The 22,164-nt window shown below is 39.8% G+C and carries 20 protein-coding genes; 9 read left to right on the forward strand and 11 right to left on the reverse strand.

Going from position 1 to position 22,164, the window contains the following annotated elements; translation table 11 throughout:
- Both lon and VJ937_RS15015 read left to right on the forward strand, forming a co-directional pair.
- The coding region (gene lon / locus VJ937_RS15010) for an endopeptidase La (RefSeq protein ID WP_324068437.1) at positions 1-1,798 on the forward strand (1,798 nt) is incomplete at its 5' end.
- 14 nt (positions 1,799-1,812) lie between these two features.
- On the forward strand, positions 1,813-2,334 hold the full coding sequence (locus tag VJ937_RS15015; protein WP_324068438.1) for a LiaF domain-containing protein: 522 nt from the start codon (positions 1,813-1,815) through the stop codon (positions 2,332-2,334).
- A 6-nt stretch (positions 2,335-2,340) separates the two neighbouring features.
- Here VJ937_RS15015 and VJ937_RS15020 read toward each other — a convergent pair whose 3' ends face one another.
- A complete protein-coding gene (locus VJ937_RS15020) occupies positions 2,341-3,024 on the reverse strand; it encodes a fibrobacter succinogenes major paralogous domain-containing protein (RefSeq protein ID WP_324068439.1) in 684 nt (227 codons plus the stop codon).
- Between the two features lie 299 nt (positions 3,025-3,323).
- Here VJ937_RS15020 and aspS point away from each other — a divergent pair, with 299 nt between their 5' ends.
- Positions 3,324-5,093: an aspartate--tRNA ligase gene (gene aspS / locus VJ937_RS15025; protein ID WP_324068440.1), complete on the forward strand. Its 1,770-nt coding sequence runs from the start codon at positions 3,324-3,326 to the stop codon at positions 5,091-5,093.
- Between the two features lie 49 nt (positions 5,094-5,142).
- Here the strand turns inward: aspS and VJ937_RS15030 are convergent, their stop codons facing one another.
- The 5 genes from VJ937_RS15030 to VJ937_RS15050 all read right to left on the reverse strand — a co-directional run bounded on the left by VJ937_RS15030 (position 5,143) and on the right by VJ937_RS15050 (position 10,505).
- Complete coding sequence (locus VJ937_RS15030; RefSeq protein WP_324068441.1) at positions 5,143-6,405, reverse strand: hemolysin family protein; 1,263 nt, start codon at positions 6,403-6,405, stop codon at positions 5,143-5,145.
- 183 nt (positions 6,406-6,588) lie between these two features.
- Positions 6,589-7,155 (reverse strand): LPS export ABC transporter periplasmic protein LptC, encoded by a 567-nt coding sequence (gene lptC, locus VJ937_RS15035; RefSeq protein WP_324068442.1) that lies wholly within the window; start codon positions 7,153-7,155, stop codon positions 6,589-6,591.
- 1 nt (position 7,156) lies between these two features.
- Complete coding sequence (locus tag VJ937_RS15040; protein ID WP_324068443.1) at positions 7,157-8,497, reverse strand: hypothetical protein; 1,341 nt, start codon at positions 8,495-8,497, stop codon at positions 7,157-7,159.
- Positions 8,498-8,512: 15 nt separating this feature from the next.
- Positions 8,513-9,793, reverse strand: a complete 1,281-nt coding sequence (locus tag VJ937_RS15045) for a hypothetical protein (protein WP_324068444.1) — start codon at positions 9,791-9,793, stop codon at positions 8,513-8,515.
- Complete coding sequence (locus VJ937_RS15050) at positions 9,777-10,505, reverse strand: type III pantothenate kinase (RefSeq protein WP_324068445.1); 729 nt, start codon at positions 10,503-10,505, stop codon at positions 9,777-9,779. Before VJ937_RS15050 ends, VJ937_RS15045 begins: the two co-directional genes overlap by 17 nt.
- A gap of 260 nt (positions 10,506-10,765) precedes the next feature.
- On the opposite strand from VJ937_RS15050, the gene VJ937_RS15055 reads away from it, so the two are divergent.
- From VJ937_RS15055 to VJ937_RS15065, 3 genes are all read left to right on the forward strand, one after another.
- Entirely contained in the window at positions 10,766-11,515 is a 750-nt protein-coding gene (locus VJ937_RS15055) for a hypothetical protein (protein WP_324068446.1), read from the forward strand.
- A complete protein-coding gene (locus tag VJ937_RS15060) occupies positions 11,515-12,756 on the forward strand; it encodes a 3-deoxy-D-manno-octulosonic acid transferase (protein ID WP_324068447.1) in 1,242 nt (413 codons plus the stop codon). The genes VJ937_RS15055 and VJ937_RS15060 overlap by 1 nt, the downstream gene beginning before the upstream one ends.
- A gap of 220 nt (positions 12,757-12,976) precedes the next feature.
- Complete coding sequence (locus tag VJ937_RS15065) at positions 12,977-15,514, forward strand: adenosylcobalamin-dependent ribonucleoside-diphosphate reductase (protein ID WP_324068448.1); 2,538 nt, start codon at positions 12,977-12,979, stop codon at positions 15,512-15,514.
- Positions 15,515-15,631: 117 nt separating this feature from the next.
- On the opposite strand, the gene VJ937_RS15070 is transcribed toward VJ937_RS15065, so the two are convergent.
- The 3 genes from VJ937_RS15070 to VJ937_RS15080 all read right to left on the reverse strand — a co-directional run bounded on the left by VJ937_RS15070 (position 15,632) and on the right by VJ937_RS15080 (position 17,394).
- A complete protein-coding gene (locus VJ937_RS15070) occupies positions 15,632-15,826 on the reverse strand; it encodes a hypothetical protein (protein WP_324068449.1) in 195 nt (64 codons plus the stop codon).
- A gap of 310 nt (positions 15,827-16,136) precedes the next feature.
- The gene (locus tag VJ937_RS15075; RefSeq protein ID WP_324068450.1) at positions 16,137-16,853 is read right to left on the reverse strand and encodes a hypothetical protein; all 717 of its coding nucleotides are present in this window, start codon (positions 16,851-16,853) and stop codon (positions 16,137-16,139) included.
- Between the two features lie 19 nt (positions 16,854-16,872).
- Positions 16,873-17,394 carry a hypothetical protein gene (locus VJ937_RS15080; RefSeq protein WP_324068451.1) on the reverse strand — a complete coding sequence of 174 codons (522 nt, stop codon included), beginning with the start codon at positions 17,392-17,394 and terminating at the stop codon, positions 16,873-16,875.
- A gap of 269 nt (positions 17,395-17,663) precedes the next feature.
- On the opposite strand from VJ937_RS15080, the gene VJ937_RS15085 reads away from it, so the two are divergent.
- From VJ937_RS15085 to VJ937_RS15095, 3 genes are all read left to right on the forward strand, one after another.
- Positions 17,664-18,122: a peptidylprolyl isomerase gene (locus VJ937_RS15085; RefSeq protein ID WP_324068452.1), complete on the forward strand. Its 459-nt coding sequence runs from the start codon at positions 17,664-17,666 to the stop codon at positions 18,120-18,122.
- A 14-nt stretch (positions 18,123-18,136) separates the two neighbouring features.
- The gene (locus tag VJ937_RS15090; RefSeq protein ID WP_324068453.1) at positions 18,137-19,123 is read left to right on the forward strand and encodes an FKBP-type peptidyl-prolyl cis-trans isomerase; all 987 of its coding nucleotides are present in this window, start codon (positions 18,137-18,139) and stop codon (positions 19,121-19,123) included.
- 136 nt (positions 19,124-19,259) lie between these two features.
- A complete protein-coding gene (locus tag VJ937_RS15095; RefSeq protein WP_324068454.1) occupies positions 19,260-20,315 on the forward strand; it encodes a class I fructose-bisphosphate aldolase in 1,056 nt (351 codons plus the stop codon).
- A gap of 57 nt (positions 20,316-20,372) precedes the next feature.
- On the opposite strand, the gene VJ937_RS15100 is transcribed toward VJ937_RS15095, so the two are convergent.
- A complete protein-coding gene (locus tag VJ937_RS15100) occupies positions 20,373-21,143 on the reverse strand; it encodes a lysophospholipid acyltransferase family protein (RefSeq protein ID WP_324068455.1) in 771 nt (256 codons plus the stop codon).
- A complete protein-coding gene (locus VJ937_RS15105; protein ID WP_324068456.1) occupies positions 21,136-22,011 on the reverse strand; it encodes a patatin-like phospholipase family protein in 876 nt (291 codons plus the stop codon). Before VJ937_RS15105 ends, VJ937_RS15100 begins: the two co-directional genes overlap by 8 nt.
- Positions 22,012-22,164: the final 153 nt, after the last annotated feature.

Here is a 22,164-nt window from a genome sequence, read left to right on the forward strand (position 1 = left end):
TGAGACCAATTCAGTACACGAGCGTTCGCTAAAGCTTCTGGAGCATCTTACCCAGGAGATACAGATGCTGAACCTAAAATCAGACATCGAATCAAAGGTTAGGACTGAACTCGATAAGCAGCAAAAAGAGTATTTGCTTAATCAGCAAATAAAAACCATACAGGATGAGTTAGGTGGCGACCCTGTTCAGCAAGAGATAGAGGAGATGAAAGCACGGGCTAAAAAGAAAAAATGGCCCAAAGACATCCAGGAAGCATTCAACAAAGAGCTTAAAAAGCTACGCCGGATTAACCCGGCCACACCAGAATACTCTGTTGAGCTTAATTACCTGAACGTAATGCTTGACTTACCCTGGGATCAGACCACAAAAGACAACTTTGATCTGAAACGAGCACAAAAAGTCCTCGACGAGGACCATTACGGTCTGGAAAAGGTCAAAGAACGGATTATTGAACACCTTGCTGTACTCAAACTAAAAGGCGATTTAAAGTCCCCCATTTTATGCTTGTATGGCCCTCCGGGCGTAGGTAAAACTTCACTTGGAAAGTCCATTGCCAAAGCACTCGATCGCCAGTATGTCAGAATGTCATTGGGAGGACTACACGATGAATCTGAAATACGAGGTCACAGAAAAACCTACATTGGAGCCATGCCCGGCCGCATACTTCAAAATATGCGCAAGGCGAAAGCAGCCAACCCGGTTTTTATTCTGGATGAAATAGATAAAATAGGTCGGGATTTTCACGGCGACCCTGAGTCTGCATTGCTTGAAGTGCTTGACCCTGAACAAAACAACACCTTTCATGATAACTTCCTGGAGTTAGACTACGATCTTTCAAAAGTGCTTTTCATAGCCACTGCCAATACTATAGGACAGATTCATCCTGCCCTGAGAGACCGTATGGAAATGATTGAAGTGAGTGGTTACCTACTCGAAGAGAAAGTTGAGATAGCCAAGCGGCACCTGATTCCTCAGCAGCTCAAAAATCATGGACTAAAATCCAGCCAATTAAAATTCAGCGACGATGTTTTGGCGCATATTATTGAAAACTACACACGTGAATCGGGTGTACGCACGCTGAACAAAAAAGTGGCTCAGGTAATGCGAAGAATTGCGCGCCGAATAGCCACAGAGGAACACTATAACGTGAATATAAAAATTGAAGACATCAAGGATTATCTTGGTGTGCAGGATTTCTTCAAAACCGAATACCAGGGCAATGATCAGGCTGGCGTTGTTACAGGACTTGCATGGACAGCTGCCGGCGGCCAGATTTTGTTTATTGAAACAAGCCTAAGCAAAGGGAAAGGCACATTCACTCTTACCGGAAACCTGGGTGATGTAATGAAAGAATCAGCCAAGCTAGCTGTGGAGTATTTGCAATCGCATGCCCACATGCTCGACATTGATCCGGATATCTTTAACAAATGGAACATACACATCCATATCCCTGAAGGAGCTATTCCCAAGGACGGCCCTTCGGCAGGAGTTACTATGGTGGTTTCGCTTGCCTCTGCATTTACGCAGCGAAAAGTCAAAAAAGGAATTGCAATGACCGGTGAAATTACCCTTAGAGGTAAAGTATTGCCAGTTGGAGGCATTAAGGAAAAAATCCTGGCCGCCAAACGTGCCGGACTTAAAGAAATCATCATTTCTGAAAAAAATAAGAAAGACCTGGAAGAGATTAAACCAACATATTTAAAAGGGCTCAAATTTCATTTTGTAGACACCATTGATGAGGTGCTCAAAATAGCATTGACAAAACAAAAAGTGGCAAATGCCGTGAAATTTTCTTAATTTTAAAAGAAAAAATGACATTCATAACTTTCATTGCCCTTTTTCTAATTGCTGCAGGCATTGGTTATCTGATTAAGTACACATTTAAAGTAGATTTGCCAATGCCGCGCTACCTTACAGGTGTTTTTATTGTGTTGGTAGGAGTACATTTTCTTATCGTACAACTCGAAGATGAAAAAAATGATGAGTCAAAGTGGGTATGGTTTACACATAGTAATTTTGCGCACCATATCACAGGTGAAAATGAATATGCTGTGGTTTTTGGCGAATCGACAATCGACTTAAGTGAAACCACCCTTTCAGACTCACTTCCCAGGGTTAATATTTCTGTAGCATTTGGACATGCAGAGGTTTATCTCCCCGACAGTATTCCTTACCGCATTATCAACAACATTGCTTTTGGCAGCACCAATGGCAATGGGCCCAACAATAGCGGTCTGGGTGACTTTGCATCAGAATCTGACAATTTCGACCCAAACCGGAACTATTTAATTATTGAAGCAGATGTAGCCTTTGGCGGATTAACCTGGCGCTAAAACCAACTAATTCTCAACGTCTCTCAAGCAGCGGACTGCAAACCCATAACTTTTGTCAAGGCTATTGTCTTCAATAGCAGATTTGTTATGATGAATAACCCGGTACCGGCCATAAAACATTAGATGGTCGCTTGCACTCCAGAAAAAGGCACTGGCACCCTGTGAACTAAAAGTCCCATTATTATACCTTCCCCCGGCCGGGTAAGCATTAAACCCTTCTGCTATTTCTCCATTACCGTTATCAAGCCAACCAGATGTACTTTTTAATCTATTACCTGCATTGTTTTTATTCCCGACTTTATCAATCAATTTGTTCCAATCCCCATCTTTGGGAATTCGCCACCCCTCGGGAGCTAATCCGCGAGGATCAGATACAGCGTACCAGTTATATAATTTACCATACTGTTTTCCCAAATCAGGGTCATTATTGTAATAACACCATGCGGCTACTCCCTCCTGACCCGCTTTGGTCCATTCTTGTTTAGTTTTGGCGCGCATAATAGGTTCCCCATTGGCAAATGTTTCTACATCTAAATTGTCAGCCATCCACTCCTGATCTCCAATAATGATGGTAGGTACCTTTTCGTTATTCAATTCCATTGTACCTTTTGACATTTCTGCCGGCCCAAGACATGCAGCAAAAAACAAGGCGAAAATTACTGCAATGTTAATAATAGACAAATTCCTCATAATGGTAGGGTTTAGAGCTATAATTAGCTGGTTAATGTTGGCATTTTACAGATATACGGTACCAAGCAAAATTTAGTTTCAAACCAAACTGAATATCAAGAATTTTGTTCGTTAACACAAACATTGCAAATAACAGGTCACAAATAAAAATAAACACCATAACACCTGGCTTTCATTTCATCGGCACGAAAACATAATATGCGCACCTGTCTAAAATCAGAATAAATAATGCCTGGGCAGGCAGGCCAGAAATCAAAATCTTATTCTATCTTTGCGTGGAAATTTGAAAATCAAGACTTATGTACAGAACACACACCTGTGGAGAATTACGTATTGAGAATGTAGGAGATGAAATTATCCTAAGTGGCTGGGTCCAAAAAATCAGAAACCTGGGCGGCATGACATTTATTGATCTTAGAGATCGATATGGCATTACACAGCTTGCTTTTGATGAAAATGCCAACCCACAAATGACAACCAAAGCCAGAGAAGTTGGTCGCGAATATGTAATACAGGTGAAAGGTAATGTAATTGAACGGCACAATAAAAATAAAAACCTCCCAACCGGAGATATTGAAATCAATTGCAACGACATTACGATATTGAGCAAGTCAGATATTCCACCATTTACCATCGAAGAGGATACAGATGGTGGCGACGAATTGCGAATGAAATACCGTTATCTTGACCTGAGGCGTGCACCACTCCAAAGACAAATAGCACTCAGACATAAAGTTGCACAGGAAGTTCGCAAATACCTTAATCAGCAAGATTTTTTCGAAATCGAAACCCCTGTATTAATAAAATCCACTCCCGAAGGGGCACGAGATTTTGTGGTGCCTTCGCGCATGAACCAGGGGCAATTTTATGCTTTACCACAATCACCGCAGGTTTTCAAACAACTGCTCATGGTGTCGGGGTACGACCGCTATTACCAAATCGTAAAATGCTTCAGAGACGAAGACCTCAGGGCAGATCGCCAACCAGAATTTACACAAATTGATTGTGAGATGTCATTTGCCGAGCAAGATGATGTATTATCCACTTTCGAAAGTATGACCAAGGCTATATTTAAAAATGTATTGGATATAGACCTCAAAACACCGTTCCAACGCATGCCGTTTTCAGAGGCCATGTCAAAATATGGAAATGACAAGCCCGACCTCCGCTTTGGAATGGAAATACATGAACTGAACAAGCTCGTTAAGGGGCACGACTTTAAAGTATTCGACAGTGCAGAATACATAGGAGGTATTTGCGCACAAGGTCTGGCAGATTATTCAAGAAAAGATCTCGATAAACTTACCAAATGGGTTCAACGACCACAAATAGGAGCCAAAGGATTGGTTTATGTTAAATATAACGAAGATGGGACCTTTAAATCATCTGTAGATAAATTCTATGATGAAACACAACTAAAATCCTGGACAGAAGAATTTAATGCAAAACCCGGCGACCTCATTCTTATTTTAGCCGGCGATAAGCCTATTACTTTGCACGGTTTATCTGAGCTGAGGCTTGAAATGGGAAATCGTTTAGGTTTGCGCGACAAAAACACTTTTGTACCACTTTGGGTTGTCGATTTCCCACTTGTTGAATGGGACGAAGAGTCAAAACGTTACCACGCCATGCATCATCCATTTACTGCGCCCAAACCTAAAGATGCCGGGCTATTGAATGAAGATCCCGGAAAAGTGCGTGCCAATGCTTACGACCTTGTAATTAACGGTGTTGAAATTGGAGGTGGTTCGGTACGTATTCATGACCAACAAATGCAACAAAAAATGTTTGAGGCACTTGGCTTTACGAAAGCTGAAGCCGAAAATCAATTTGGGTTCTTAATGAATGCCTTTAAATATGGTGCACCTCCACATGCAGGTATCGCATTTGGTTTCGACAGGCTGGTATCACTCATTGCCCAACTGGATTCGATTCGCGATGTAATTGCCTTCCCTAAAAACAATAATGGCCGCGATGTGATGATTGACTCTCCATCAGGAGTAGCAGAGGACCAACTGGCTGAATTAGGCCTAAAACTTGATTTAAGCAACAAAGAAAATATTGAATAGTATAAATTTTACTACAAACAACCGGATTAGCAAGACTGATCCGGTTTTTTTATGCTTCTAACAGCCACAACTCTACTTCCTTAATTCTTGATCCGGAAGCCTTTGTAATGCGAAAGCGATATTTGCCGATTTCAATTATCTCATTGTTGCTTGGGATATCCTCATTATGATGCAGAATAAATCCGGCAAGGGTTTCATAGTTATCATCCTCAGGTAAAACCAGACCATATCGTTCATTGAGGTAATCAATCTCATGCCTGCCTGAGAAAACATAATGGTGCTCTGCAATTTCTTTCTCAACAAGCTCTACGGTATCGTGCTCATCTTCGATTTCACCAAAAATTTCCTCTATCAGGTCTTCAAGGGTTACAACTCCTGCAGTTCCGCCAAATTCATCTACTACAAGCGCTATGCTTTTACTATTGGCTGTAAATATTGCCAGCAATTTATTTGCAGGCATTGACTCGGGAACAATAGGCAGAGAATGCACTATGTTTTTTAGCTCTGTAGGCCTTTTAAACATGTCGATAGTATGAATATAGCCTATAATATTGTCAATAGTCTCATTATAAACGAGCAATCTGGAGAAACCGGTTTCATTGAATTTTCGAATCACAGTATCGACACGCTCCTGCATTTCAACGGCTACCAACTCATTACGGGGAACAATACACTCCTTTATCCTGATATTTCCAAAATCCAATACATTCCGGAATATTTTTACATCCTTTTTTAACTCAGGCTTACTCTCGGCATTATCCTCTTGTTCTCCAATCAGATCATTAAGGTCGAACCGGTCAAAGACACTTTTGCTATCGGCTTCACTACTTTTCACACCAAAAAAGAGACGTAATACAACAGAAGATATTGCAATACTGAAACGTGTGACCGGGTAAAACAATGAATAAAAAAACATAACAGGGAAAGCAAAAAAACGCAAAACGCTGTTTGGATTAACCCTGAATATGGTTTTAGGTAAAAACTCAGCAAAAAACAGAATAATAATCGTAGAGATTAAGGTTTTAAGTACAAGGATACCGCTGTCACTGTCAACAATTCCACCCAGGTAAGGATTTAAAAGTCCGGTCATGGCCAATCCGTAAATAACCAGTGCTACATTATTTCCAATGAGCATTGTGGCGATATAATACGATGGGTGCCGGGTAAATACAGACAGGAAAGATGAAATAAGATAGCCTCGCTTTTTATCAATTTCGATACGTAGTTTATTTGAAGACACAAAAGCGATCTCCATTCCCGAAAAGAAAGCTGAGAAAATCAACGTAATTAATATCCAGGGCAAATAGTTCATTTAGCAGTAATTTATTTGCTAAAATAGTGACGGCGAATAAAAAATAAAAAAGAAATTGCACTAAGGATATAAAACTTTGCAGAAGCTTTAGCCCCTATCTCAGTGGTATAATATACGGCCATTCCCATCAGTACCAAAGCTGCGGCTAGCCAGGTAAACTTCAGGATTTGCTCAATTCTGTATTTAGTATTGTTCTTCATCGACATAAAAAAATCCGGTGGGCTCTAATATACGGGCATTGGTGAGGTTCATATCAGACTCAAATCCTTTTCCGTAAATAATAGCATCGGTTTCAGTGAATTTAGTAAACTGGTCGGAATAAATTTTTCCTTTTTTCTGGTCAAAAACCATATATTCTGTATTGATTATACGGCCATCCTGATCTATGACTTCCACATCATGACGAGCTATCCATTTCTCCTCGTCAATTTTCTGAATTACGTAATTGGCTGTTATTTTTGATTTAATGGTTTGGTCGCGATCCAGAAATGTTGCAACCAACCCTTCCGGAAACTCCCTGTAGGGATTTTCTATTGCTGAGAATTCACGAACGAGCGGGCTTTTAACCTTCACGGTAATTTGCCCTGAATCGCTCCGGAGAAACTTAAACTCCTGAATCTCCATTGTCGGATAAGTCTCAATATTGGAAATCTGCTTCACTGTCTCCATATCGTTTTTACAGGAAACAAAAAAGATGATCCCGGCCATAACCGGAATCATCTTAATAATAATATTGTGACTCAAATTCATTTTAGAATCGTACTTTGGTGGTGTGATTAATCCAACCGCCAACTTTATAATCTGATCCTTCTGTAACGTTATAGAAAAATGCTTCTTCTTTATCGGGGAAGTATTGCGAATAAGTCTCTATCAGCTTATTGGCTTTATCTGCTATAGTAGAATCAACAGCTTTGGCTTTATAAAACATATCTACAGCAGCCCAGTATTTGGTATTTTTTTCAAATTTATTTTCTCCGAAATTTTGAGCATTAGCATAAGCACGTCCGATAGTCAGGTAAGGATTACCATCCTCCGGGTTATGCTTAAGCGCCTGTCTGGCATGTTGCACAGCTTTGGCCGGACTTCTATCGGCCACAAGTAAAATATCGGCCAATTCTTTATTGTAACGAGCAAGTGTAATATCATCAGTTTCTCTCCTAATGGCTTCCTCGTAATATTTTATGGTTTTATCCCAATTTTTCTTTTTCAGGAATACGCGTGCTAAACTGTAAGCTGAATTAGCAGATGGTTCTAGTTCATATAAATTTTCTGCACTCTTTTCAAAGATATCTGATTCTTCGCAATCAAAATTACGCAATAATCCGACTATTTTTTTCAGGTTTTCAAGATCTTTTGGCTTCTCTTCATAGCGTTTTGTAAGCAGTGGAATTAATGATTCGCATGTTGCTGCACCACTTTTTGTGAAAATAAGCTCCACATTATTCATAATGGTTTCGTAGCGCTCTCGCTTTTTGCTACTGCTGGCGTTTTTCATCTGATAGTCCAAAATATCAGAAGCCAAAGCAAAGTTATTCACCATTTCATCTTCGCTTATAACGTCGTCATTATAAAGCTTGAGTGCGGCTTGCATCATTTCGTTGAGCGCAAAACCTGGTGTCTGTTTATCCATCATATCAACAGCTTCGTGAAGCAGGTCATAAGCTTCTTTAGCTCTTCTGGGACTCAAATTACCCAAATCAACACCTTTGCGCGCTGTCAAGTAGCCTTTGCTATTAAAATACTCCATGCGCTGATCATAAATCATCATGATCGTATCGACGAACTTTTCACGCTCTTCTACACTTTTTGAGTTTTTAAAGAAGATTTTGTACATATTCACACCGTGGATGTACATGTTTTTACTGATTTTGGGAGCTTCATTAAAAACAATGCGCCATGGTTTAATAGCATCATTATAACTTTTTTGTCTATAAAACTGTTTGTACATTGACAAATTCTGCAAAGCACGAATACTGTCTTCACCATGCCCGTATTTTGAGCCATCTTCTACGCCTTTTTGGGCCATTAGAGCTGGCAATGAAAGAAGTGTAATTGAAAACACTAAAAGAATTTTGGTCACTTTTGTTTTCATAATGTCTATTTTTTATTAGTCATACTTTCTCTCAAAGAACCAGACTTCTCTGAAATTAAGTTTTATGTTTAACTTTATATAGTTCTCCTGTATAAGATCATTTTTAACCATTCCGCGTTGCCCAACCTCTGCTCCAATATTTAATGTCATTCCGGCTCTTCTAATGGGCAAACCAACTCCGGCAGAAATTGCCATATTGTTTATATTTTCACCCTGCACATCCATATATTGCTTTTCAAAAAATGCGCCAAAAACGTAAGTCATTCGCTTAAAGTAGCTTGAAGCTGCATTCCACTTGGGTATAAAACTATATCCACTACTAATTCGATAGCTATTACTCAGAGTTGTTGCATTGTTCTCCAAATTATTGTTTTCAGCATCGTCCCATAGCGACATATCAAATGCTACAGTTGCAGTTTTTTCTCTTGGCACGACATAACTTGCACCAAAACTAAATGACTGGGGCAAATTAAAACTGCGTTCCCGGTCTTCATAATAGGCTGTTGTATCAAGTATTATATTGTCATTAATATCCTCGACATTATAGACATCACCGGCGCCAAACAAATAATCTTCTGTATAGTCTATCGCCTGAAGTGGGGTATACGTAAATCCTACATTCAAACGCTTATCATTTGGCAGGGAATGGGTATACATTATTCCGGCATCGAAACCAAAATCATGTATTTGTTTTGTATAGCCTTCCTGAGTATTCCTGAAAGTTTGTGGGAATAGTATTGTTTTGGCCTCGGTAAGCTCACCAAACAAATATTTCACATTAAATCCAACTGACAAATTAGGAGTTATTGAAAATGATTGTCCCAAATAAGCCTGATTCAAATTTCCTCTCCCAACATAATAGGTTTCCGATGATATACCATTCATGGAACTATTAATTCCTATACGATAATTCCGGTTAGAAACAGGTGTAAGTCCTATACTGGCATGCCACCAGGGTGTGACTCTAAAGCCTACGGCATAATAAGTAAAGTTAAAGTCGTGTGTAATATGCGAATCATTTTCATCTGCTATTTGCCGTGTAGCACTGGTTAAAGCAAAATCAATTAAAAAACGCATACTGTCAATTGCTCTGTATGCAGCCGGATTGGAAAAGTTAATCTTATTTTTTTCTAAAAGGCCGCTTGAAGCACCTCCATACTCAGGAAATTGGATAGACCCCGGCGTATAAATGTCGCCAAGTCCAAAAACCGAATATGGTGAGTTTGATTTACTTTGTCCCCATGCACTAAGTGCAATCCCTGCTAATACGATTAAAATACTAAGTTTTCTCCACATTGTAGTTCAAAATTCTATTTAGGCCCTTTGCTAATAAATAAGGCTCTGCAAAGATGCCATTTTTTATCATTTTCACAAAAATATCTGCATCGCCACCGGTAATAACGGTAATCAAATCAGAATATTCTTTTTGATATGTATTTATTGTCCCTTTTATTTCATTTACTATACCTTCCACAACTCCGTTAAGAATGGAGTCTTTGGTCGTTTTTCCGGGCACTTCGTAATCCTGCATATATTTTAAACTGGGCAACCGGCTTGTATGCTGATGCAACGCATCAAAACGCAACTGCATCCCCGGAGCAATTGCCCCACCCAAATAATTATTATTTGAAACAAGGTCGTAGGTTAAAGCAGTTCCGGCATCAATAGCTAAAATATTTTGACCAGGAAACAAAAAATCGGCTCCCACTACATTAGCTATACGATCGTAACCTAGTGTTTCAGGAGTACGGTATTGACTCTTAATGGGTATGGGGGTATGTCCCTTTAGCTCAATAAATCCTCCTTTAGCCGCACTCAACACATCGTACCAAATGGGCGATGTAATACCAACATTACTCACTATACAATGCAAAAAATCCAGTGATTTAATGTGGGTCTGGATGAGCCGATCATCACTACTCGAAAAAATCTCAGGAGCTTCAAGCTTATCGTTCTTTGCCGGGTATATTTTCACCCTGGTATTTCCAGCATCAATAATTAAATTCATTGGTCAATATTGTTGATTGTCGGTCTATTACCAGCATATCTTCTATTGCATCTACAAAAATAACGTTTCATTACACATCACACGATGTTTCAACCCACAAATTTCTGGTTCCTAAATACATTTTTATTAAAAATTAAGCAAATATGCCCCAGTAGACAATTATTAAATTAAAATTTAGTTTCCTAAATTATCCAGCACATCAAATTATTTATAATTTCGTCCGTTAATTCTCTTACAGCATCATAATAAATTTTTATTGAATGAAAAAGTGGATATTGATTGCAATTTTATTAGTGATGATTGCGCAACTTTCGTCGCAAACCATTAAAGACGATCGGATTCTCATACCCATGATTTCTGCAGACCTGGGATACAATCATCCGGGAGGAGACTTTGCTGAAAGATTTAATGGTAGTGGGCAGGTTGGAGCAGCATTCAATCTTAAGTTCAAATCAAATATTTTTTTAGGTGTTCAGGGTGGTTACTTATTCAGCCAGGGCATTAAAGACCCGGAGTACCGGGATTACCTTGAAAATGAAGACGGCTGGATTACCAATTTTTATGGTGAACCTGGTATTGTGGCTGAAAAACTTGATGGCTTCACTGTATCTGCACATGTTGGTTATATCATACCTGTACTCAACCCCAATCCAAATTCCGGAATAATGGTTTCGGGCGGCATGGGTTTTATGCAGCATAAAATATGGATCGAGGAACGTGGAAACAATATACCACAACTCACCGATGAATATATAAAAGGGTACGACAGACTATGTAATGGATTAATGACCAAACAATTTCTGGGCTATATGTTTTTTCATGAAAAAGCGACCTGGAATTTTTACGCCGGTTTCGAATTTACTCAGGGTTATACCCAAAACCGGAGAAGTTGGGATTTTATAGAAGAACGCAAAATAGATGAGAAAAGGCTCGACTTACTCTATTCAATTAAAATTGGTTGGGTAATTTCATTGCACAAAAGAATGGCAACAGAAATTTATTATTATTAATGCGAAGTTTATATTCCATCGGCATATCAGTCTATTCAATTCTCATCCGAATTGCTGCATACTCCAATACCAAAGCCGGCAAGCTGATAAAAGGCAGAAAGGGCTGGAAAAAAAAACTAACAAAAATACCATCTGATAAAAAAGTTTTTTGGTTCCATAGTGCAAGTCTTGGAGAATTTGAACAAGGGCGACCACTAATCGAAAAATTAAAAAATCAACATCCGGAAATTTTTATCCTGCTTACCTTTTATTCTCCATCGGGGTATGAGATCAGAAAGAACTACAAAAATGCAGATCTCATTATGTATTTACCGCCAGACACCAAAAAAAACGCACGCTATTTCATCAAACATGCGCACCCCGACCTGGCAGTTTTTATTAAATACGAATTTTGGTACAATTTCATATTTTATGCAAAAAAACAGGGCGTAAAACTCTATTCCATTGCTACCCTTTTCCGTAACGAACAAATATTTTTTAAGCCCTGGGGTAAGTGGTTCAGGAAACACCTTCAATACTTTGAACATTTTTATGCACAAAACGACCAAACTGCATTAATTGCAGAAAAACACGATCTTAAAAATATTACAATAGCGGGTGACACCCGATTCGACAGAGTTGCTGAGATAGCCAGTCAAAACGAAGAAATTGATTTGGTTAAAGACTTCGCAGCAAACCATTTCACAGTTGTTGCAGGCAGCTCGTGGCCCGCCGAACATAACTTACTTGTTAAATTATGCAACCACGGACCCGGTGATATTAAATACATTATCGCACCTCATGAACTTAACGAGAAACAATACGAGCTGCTCGAAAAAAACACTGAAGCAAAAGTCACCAGGCTTTCTCAGGTTTCCGAAGCCCAGATCAAAGATTCTCGTATACTGATAATCGATAGCATAGGTTTATTATCGAGGCTCTATCGCTATGGCAATATTGCAATAATTGGCGGAGGATTTGGCAAAGGCATTCATAATGTGCTCGAACCGGCGGTTTACGGGTTACCTGTAATTTTTGGCCCGGCATATAAAAAGTTCCATGAAGCTGTCTCTATGGTTGAACATAAAATTGCCTTTCCAATAAGCAACTACGAGCAACTTGAAACGATTATCGGCGAGCTCTACCGCAACAAAGAGTATTTGAAAGAAAAATCAACCCAAACCCGATTATTCGTTGAGCACCAGCTGGGAGCCACAGACATGATCTTGCAAGAAATTGAAAAGCAGATTGTTAACCAATAATTAACAGATAATTTTTGTGAAAATAGAAATCAACCGATTAACCAACTATTATCCAATTTTTTAGACCCTCCTTTTTTCATAGTGTTAATAAACCAATTTTACTTTATTCATCTTTCAATTTAAATTCGCTGATAAAATAAATTGGCAAAAAGACAGCTTATATTTTTTGTCTGGTAAAAAATTGATTATTAACATACTAACTGGGTCGAAGAAAATGGAAATGGTCGCAACCAAAAAAGCAAAAAAGAACTACACGTATCAGGAGGCGTTGGAGAGCTCAATTGAATACTTCAATGGAGACGAATTAGCAGCTACCGTATGGATTAACAAATATGCTCTGAAAGATTCAGAGGGAAATCTGTACGAAAAGAATCCCAATGAGATGCATTGGCGTATTGCAAATGAAATTCACCGTATCGAGAAAAAGTATGCCAACCCCATGCCGGCAGAAGAAATTTTCGAGGTACTTAAGAATTTCAAATACATTGTACCCCAGGGAAGCCCAATGGCCGGTATTGGCAATACGCATCAAGTCGCTTCTCTATCGAACTGCTTCGTAGTCGGCAATGAGCGCATAGCCGATTCATACGGGGGCATAATGAAAACCGATCAGGAGCAGGTACAACTTATGAAGCGTAGAGGTGGCGTAGGACATGACCTGTCGCATATCAGACCCAAAGGCAGTCAGGTCAAAAACAGTGCCCTCACCTCCACCGGACTTGTTCCATTTATGGAGCGCTTTTCAAATTCAACACGCGAAGTAGCTCAGGACGGACGAAGAGGTGCATTAATGCTCACCGTAAGTATTAAACATCCCGACAGTGAAGATTTTATCGATGCAAAACTCGAACAAGGCAAAATTACAGGTGCAAATGTTTCAGTAAAAATCGACCACGAATTTATGCGCGCTGTAATCGACAACAAACCATACGTTCAACAATACCCAATCGAAAGCGACAATCCCAGTTTCACTAAAGAAATAGATGCCCGTCGCCTGTGGAAAAAAATTGTTCACAACGCATGGAAATCTGCAGAACCAGGTATAATGTTTTGGGATACCATTGCAGAAGAGTCGGTACCCGACAGTTACCCTGAGCATGGTTTTAAAACCGTATCTACAAACCCATGTGGTGAAATACCCTTGTGTCCTTATGACAGCTGTCGCTTATTGGCAATAAATCTGTATGGTTACGTAGAAAACCCATTCACTAAAAAAGCTAAATTTAACTTCGAAAAGTTCAAACAGCATGCTGCTATAGCACATCGAATGATGGATGACATTATTGACCTTGAAGTTGAAAAAATTGATGCTATTTTAGAAAAAATTACAAGCGACCCTGAAGAGGAAGAAATTAAATATGTAGAAAAAAGGCTTTGGGAAAAAATTAAAGAAAAAGCAGAACAGGGACGACGCACAGGTATTGGCATCACAGCTGAAGGTGATATGCTTGCTGCATTAGGGCTCCCTTACGGTAGCAAAAAAGGCATTGATTTTTCTGTCGAAGTACATAAAACACTGGCACTTTCTGTTTACCGTTCATCAACGGATCTTGCCAAAGATCGTGGTGCATTCCCAATTTATGATACTAAAAAAGAGGGAGACAACCCATTTATTAACAGGCTGAAAGAAGCAGACCCTGAGCTATACAAAAATATGGAAGCACATGGCAGACGCAATATTGCCATGCTTACAATTGCACCTACGGGTTCTACAAGTCTTATGACACAAACCACTTCGGGAATAGAACCGGTATTCCTGCCTGTATACCGAAGAAGAAGAAAAGTAAACCCCAATGATCAGGATGTAAAAGTGTCCTTTATCGATGAAGTAGGCGATAGCTGGGAAGAATATGTCGTATTCCACCATAAATTCATTACCTGGCTTGAGGCCAATAATTATGACGTGGAGAAAGTACGCGAATACGATGAAACAGAATTAAACAAAGTTGTAGCCAAGTCACCTTATCATCAATCAACATCGAATGACGTGGACTGGGTGAAAAAAGTACAAATGCAGGGCGCTATCCAGAAATGGGTTGACCATAGCATTTCAGTTACTGTAAACCTACCCAAAGATGTAACTGAGGAAGTAGTCGGTAAGGTTTATGAAGAAGGATGGAAATCGGGCTGCAAAGGCATAACAGTTTATAGAGACGGCTCAAGATCCGGCGTACTGATTTCAAAAGACGACAAAAAAGAAGATAAGGTTACACGGGAGTTAAAACGCCCCAACAAACTAAAAGCAGATATCGTAAGGTTTAAAAACAACAAGGAGCAGTGGATTGCATTTATTGGATTACTTGAGGGCCAACCTTACGAAATTTTTACCGGTATGGTAGACGAAGATGTGCTGCCCGTGCCCAAATCCATATCAAAAGGCTACATCATAAAAAACAAAGACGAAAATGATGTAACCCGGTACGATTTTCAGTATGTAAATAAATACGGGTATCGTACAACCATAGAAGGACTTTCTCATAAATTCGATAAAGAGTACTGGAACTACGCCAAATTAATTTCCAGCGTATTGCGTTACGGAATGCCCATACCTAACGTAGTTACGCTGGTAGGTTCACTACAATTAGATAGTGCCAATATCAACACGTGGAAAAATGGTGTAGAAAGGGCTCTCAAGCGTTATATCCCTAATGGAACAAAAGCAGAAGGTCAACGCTGTAAAAACTGCAACTCAGAAAATCTGATTTACCAGGAAGGTTGTTTGATTTGCTCTGATTGTGGTTCTTCAGAATGCGGTTAAGAATTTTATGAGTACATTAAAACCCGCTCAATGAGCGGGTTTTTTTATGTAAAAACCAGCGATTTATTACTAATAATTTACATAAAAATCGTTTATTTGCTTGTCAACCAATAAAAATCAACGTGATTTTAAACATTTTCGATGTTGAGCAAGCCAGTGGTCAATCTCTTGTTCCGACATTTCCTGAACCAGATCATATCGTTGTTCATAGGGAAGCTTACGAATTTCATGAAAAGGACAATCGGGTAACTCCTGACCAAAAGGGCAGTCAAACAATAACCCGTATAAAATGGACTCCTTTTCAAAATTCATAAAAAAATGCGTGGTCTAAGTCTTCTGCCTCAAGGTACCGCCAAGCACCCCTCCAGGTAAAGAATAGACCACGCAAAATTTTTATGCATGATCCTTCAAATATCCCCTGGAGATTAATTTTGGCGGTTTTGAGACCGGAATATTTAAAAATCGATTATTTCTTTAACAAAGAAACTGAAAAAAATAATTGCAACCTAAAAATTTACTTCAAAACTAATTTTAATAAGACTTCGCGCCCTGTAAAGTTCAAAGTAAAATGTTATTTTGATTCTATTCAACAGGTATTTTACACCATTATCGGCACCTGGAACTACAATGCGCCTGGTAACGACAAATGTAATGTAAACCAAATATCGATATCCAAATCAAGAACTTTGTAGCCATTAGGCGCTGCTGCAGTTCTTTGAGTTGAGGAAGGATTCTGCCTCATGGCAGTTGCTCTTTTCTGCTGCCCAGGGTCGTTCATTTCGGTAGTACCACGTAAATTTACCCTATTGGCTTGCCCGGGGTTTAAATTTGTATGTGATTCGATGCCAATGGCAATTTCTTCAAAGCCTTCAAGAAGTTCTCGCGGCCATTGGATTTTTAAATCGTACTTCTGATCGTCCAAATCGGCATTTACGTTAAAATTATATTGTGAAGTAATATCAATGGTGTCTTTTTCACCAATTTCATAAAGTGTAAGCTGTCTTTGCCCTGGCTTATCATTCTGTGCTTTCGGGCTCTTGTCGTCAAACACATTACTATATTCAAGAATAAATTTCACATTACGCTTATTTTTCTCGGCAAAATAAATTCGCAGGGGGTTCTTCAATAACTGACCTACAGTTATAGAATTGGCAGTATGCAGCCATAGGCGCACCCATTCATCATTAGTTAGTACTTCATAAAAAAGTAATCTTGGTTGATGGCAAAACCTGGGCATTTCGTTATTTGCTCCAATTTTACCAGCATGCATATCTTCTGTGGGTGCACAAGAACTTAGAAGTAAAAACAAAAGGAGCAATATGTAAAGGAGGTACTTCATTAAAAACCTGCCATTTAAATTAATCGGTGTCAAGCAATATACATCGCATAATATACTGAATATCGCCCTGGTACCTTTTACGAATATCTTTTCTGATATAACCTCCGCCGTCGATAAAATATTTTATTTGTACAGCAGGTTTATCAAGCAACATTTGGTATTGTTCTTTTGAAAGGTTAAAAATAAGCAGAGAAGATACCTTCATAAATCCTCCTGATGATTCGGCCTCCGGCATATCACGTGCCTGCAGCTTTACACTTGTTTGATCATTAAAAATGATTTCAAATGGTTCAGACGCATTTATGGTAAAGCTGTTATACCTGTAATATCTTACCTTCAAGTATTTGTTTTCGCCAATGCACTGTGCTTTCATGAAAAGTGGTTGATCATTCACTTCAGTTACTTCAACCGGTTCGGTTCTTTTCACAACCATTTCTGTTACAGCATCAATTTCGTTTTTTTCATAGCGGCACTTTTGAGCCAACCCCTGATTGAACGATATAATGATAAAGAAAAAAAGGGTAATCTGAATAATTTTCATAAAGCGGCTTGTTTTAATCTGCCAATCTGCAAAAGTAATAATGTTTTAGCTATAAATGAAGCGAATAGATTCGAAATTCAACCTTTTTCTCTGTTATAAACATTTCATTAACAAACACAAAGCTACGGAAAATGCCATGTCTGCTACAAAAAAAGTGACACTATTGCAACGCGGCACATTTTTCTTACCTTTGCTGTTTGTATAATAACTGATAATCAACAATTAGTAACCACATAAAACCTGATGATAATCAGGCAAAAATCTAAAAAATGAAGAAAGCTAAAATTGAAACTGAAAAGGGTACCATGGTGGCCGAGCTTTATGAAAAAGAAACCCCCGGTACAGTTGATAATTTTGTAAAACTATCGAACGATGGTTTTTATAATGGCTTGCGTTTTCACCGGGTAATTCCCGGGTTTGTGGCCCAGGGCGGATGTCCGCATTCTAAGGACCCCGATAATCCAAGAGCAGGCACCGGAGGCCCCGGATACACAATTAAGTGTGAAACCGATGCTGAAAAGCAGTACCATGAAAGAGGTGTACTTTCAATGGCACATGCAGGGCGCGACACCGGAGGATCGCAGTTTTTTATTGTACACAGTCGTCAAAACACACAACATCTTGATGGACAACACACTTGTTTTGGCAAAATCATTGAGGGTGATGAAGTAATCGATGAAATAAAAGCAGGCGACTTAATCGAGAAAATAACAATTATTGAATCATAAAAGTACGAATTAACATGAAATTGACACAAATTATCGCAATACTGGCCATCAGCGCCGTATTTTTTGCATGTAACAATCAGAATGCATCAAAATCTGAAATGAAAACCCAAAAAGACTCAACCAGCTATGCACTTGGTGCACTTCAGGCTGAGGGATTTCTGGACCAAATGGAAAAATTCCAAGTATTGAAACACATCGATACAAAATGGTTTCTTAAAGGTGCAGAAGACTACACAAGCGGCGAAAAAGCAATGGACTTTTCTTCAGTACAGATGACACTTAGCAACGTGATTAGAAAAATTCAGGCCGACTCTGCCTATGCCATGCCTGAAGCATCAACCGGTGAGGAGATGCAGAATGTAAGCGACAGCTTTGGATATGCGCTAGGTGCACAGTTGGTAGAAGGTATTAACAGAACATTGGTGCAAATGAAAGCTACTGCTGATATTGACAGTTCTTTTGTAATGACCGGAATCAATGACGTTATGACAGACTCCAGTCAAATTGACCAAAAAACAGGAACTGATCTATTGAACAAAATGGTACAGAAGGCACGTGCAGCTCAAATGGAAGCACAACAGCAACAAGAAAGTGCCAATGCTGAACAATATGCCGACAATAAAAAAGCCGGCGAAGATTTTCTTGAAGAAAACAAACAACGCCCTGAAGTTAAAGTAACAGAATCAGGCTTGCAGTACGAAGTACTGAAAAAAGGAACCGGTGCCAGTCCAGCAGCTACCGACCAGGTTAAAGTGCACTACCATGGTACTTTGATTGACGGAACTGTTTTCGACAGCAGTGTTGAGCGCGGCGAGCCCATTACATTTGGCTTGAATCAGGTTATTCCCGGTTGGACAGAAGGCGTACAGCTCATGAAAGAAGGTGCCAAGTATAAGTTCTACATTCCACAAGAGCTTGCTTACGGTGGTGCCGACAAAGGGAAAATCAAACCTTATTCAACCCTTATTTTCGAAGTTGAGTTGCTCGAAGTTGTAAAATAAAACAAACAAGCAATTGATATTTATAAAGGAGGCTTTCGGGCCTCCTTTTTTTGTTATCTAAAAATGAATTAGTTGAATACTCAACATTTTACCCGGAGTTTTGTAAATTTGATAAACCTCATAAAAACAAAACACCATGAATTACGATCAAATTGCTGAATTACTTGGCGCTGATGCAAAAAAGCTTTTGGAACACAAATCCACTACCATTGACAAAAGCAAACTGCACCTACCCGGCCCCGACTTTATAGACCGGGTATTCTATCACACCAACCGCAAACCACAAGTTTTGCGTAACCTGCAAGCTACATTTAACCACGGCAGGCTCGGAGGCACAGGCTACCTATCGCTATTGCCGGTCGATCAGGGCATAGAGCACTCCGCGGGAGCTTCATTTGCACCGAATCCCGATTATTTTGACCCTGAAAACATTGTAAAACTGGCCATAGAAGGTGGTACAAACGGCGTAGCCTCAACCATTGGTGTGCTGGCTGCAGTTTCGCGCAAATATGCGCACAAAATACCGTTTATTGTAAAATTAAACCATAACGAGTTGCTTACATACCCCAATACTTACGATCAAATTATGTTTGGTTCTGTTGAAGAAGCCTATGAACTTGGTGCCATGGGTGTGGGAGCCACCATTTATTTTGGCTCTGACGATTCGAACCGGCAAATTCAGGAAGTAGCAGCAGCATTTGAACGCGCGCACGAACTCGGCATGTACACCGTTTTGTGGTGCTACCTGCGTAATTCAGAATTCAAACGCGATCAGGATTATCATACTGCAGCCGATTTGACAGGGCAGGCCAACCACATTGGCGTGACGATCCAGGCAGACATCATCAAACAAAAGCTCCCGACCAACAATGGCGGATTCAAAGCCATTAAATTCGGGAAAACGCATGACAAGGTTTACTCAGAGCTCACTTCTGATAACCCCATAGACCTGACGCGGTACCAGGTGGCCAACAACTATATGGGCCGGGCAGGCCTTATTAATTCAGGAGGAGCCTCAAAAGGCGAATCTGATTTGGCAGATGCCGTAACCACAGCCGTAGTCAACAAACGTGCAGGTGGCACAGGACTGATTTCAGGCCGAAAAGCCTTCCAAAAACCCATGAAAGAGGGAGTTAAACTACTCAACGCCATTCAGGATGTGTACCTGGAAGAACAAATTGATATTGCTTAAAAGATTTTTTTGTGAGGGTTTCATCTTAATCGAAGCCCTCACTTTTACAACTGCTTTTTATCTGTTTTCACTGTCAAACTCCTCACGCATACGCATGGTTTCTCGTTGCATGAAACCCTCCACATAAGCTTTCAGCTCCTTGTTGTCGGTAGTTTGTATGGATTTGCCGACTTTCACTCCTACGTGTCTTTGGGGTACACCGGCGCGGCGAATAAAATGGGGTACAAAAAGATCCTTGCCCACCCAGGCATCATCCGGTTTCTTGTATTCAATAGCCACGGGATACACAGGAAAATTGTTGTTCGATGCTATGCGGTAAGTACTTTCCCGGATTGGTCCTAACCCGGGTCCACGATGGGTGGTACCTTCGGGATAAATAATTAATGACTGATTGTTGAGCAATACATTTTCCATTTTCCTGATATTCTCAATCCGGCTGTTCATGCTACTTCGGTCTATTTGGAGCACATCGTATATTCTAATTCCCCTGCCCAGCATAGGCCAGCTGGCAACTTCTTTTTTTGCTATGATCCGCCCCGGGTTGATGGCCAGGTTGATAAAAATATCGATATAAGATCGATGATTCGAAAGTATAAGTGCCGGCTTATCGGGTTTTTCTTCATACTCCACATGAACCTTTACACCCATAATGCTTAACATATTTCGACACCAGTAACTCATATATGCCCGAAGTAATTCCTGAGGCTTTTTTTTGTAAAAAATATCTATCCCTGCTACAATTAAATACAATACAAAGGTAAATAAAACAGCCACCAACAGGCGTCCTATAGCCAAAGGAGAAAGCAATACTATTCCAAGCTTATTCATGCTCCAGTGCTTTTTTGGTTTGCTGTCTGCCATAAGCAATCAGCTCTTCAGCTTTATTGAACTCAAAAGTATCGGCAGACTCACGCGAGAGTTCTACCAAAACATGCGGACGATACCTTTCAATAAGTTCCATTGTGTAAGATTCCTGCATCATCTCGAATGAACGAAAGAGCACACCATAGAGACCAGGTTTTTTTGCTGTTTTAGTCTTTTTAAAATGAAAAACCTTCCTTACATTTTCTTTCCATTGATGGAAAACTTTTTCTGACTGCTCCTGCTCTTTTTTAGTACGTACATTTACCGGCATTTCATAAGGAATTCTGGCATTAAGGTTCACAGCTATCATTTGCTCCTGGTCAGTGAGTTCATACACGCTCATTGGCATTGGATTAGTAACGGCACCATCGACCAAAAGTGCACCATTCAGCTGAAATGGTGTAAAAACACCGGGAATAGACACAGAGGCGTGTATGGCATTAATAAGGTCTCCTTTATCAAAAACCACGGGTTCATGCTTTACAATATCGCCCGATACAGCCCGGTAACGTATGGGCAGGTCTTCAATATTTACATCACCCATTATTCTACGCATCTCTTTCATAATGCGATCGCCTTTGATAAAACCCCGGCTACTAAAGGTTACATCGAAATACCGCATTACGTCAATGCGATCGAGTTTCTTAACCCACTCTTTAAATGCATTGAGCTTCCCTGCAGCATAGAAACCACCAATTAAGGCGCCAATGCTACTTCCGGCAATTGCTGTTATATTCCAACCATTAGCTTCCAATTCTTCAATCACTCCTATTTGCGCGAGTCCTCTTGCTCCACCACTGGATAATATTAATACGGCTTCCTTTTTTTTCATGGTTCATTCTGTTTGTAATTTACATGCTAGTGTCATGTCATGCTTGAAATGACGGATAAGTTGAAGACATTTTCACTTTTAACAAGGCGAAAAATGAAAAGGGCAATACTTGGTTCGTCAGATTAAGCCTGGCATGACACTGGACCATGCAGG

This window comes from Salinivirga sp. (assembly GCF_035268865.1).
GTDB lineage: Bacteria > Bacteroidota > Bacteroidia > Bacteroidales > Salinivirgaceae > Salinivirga.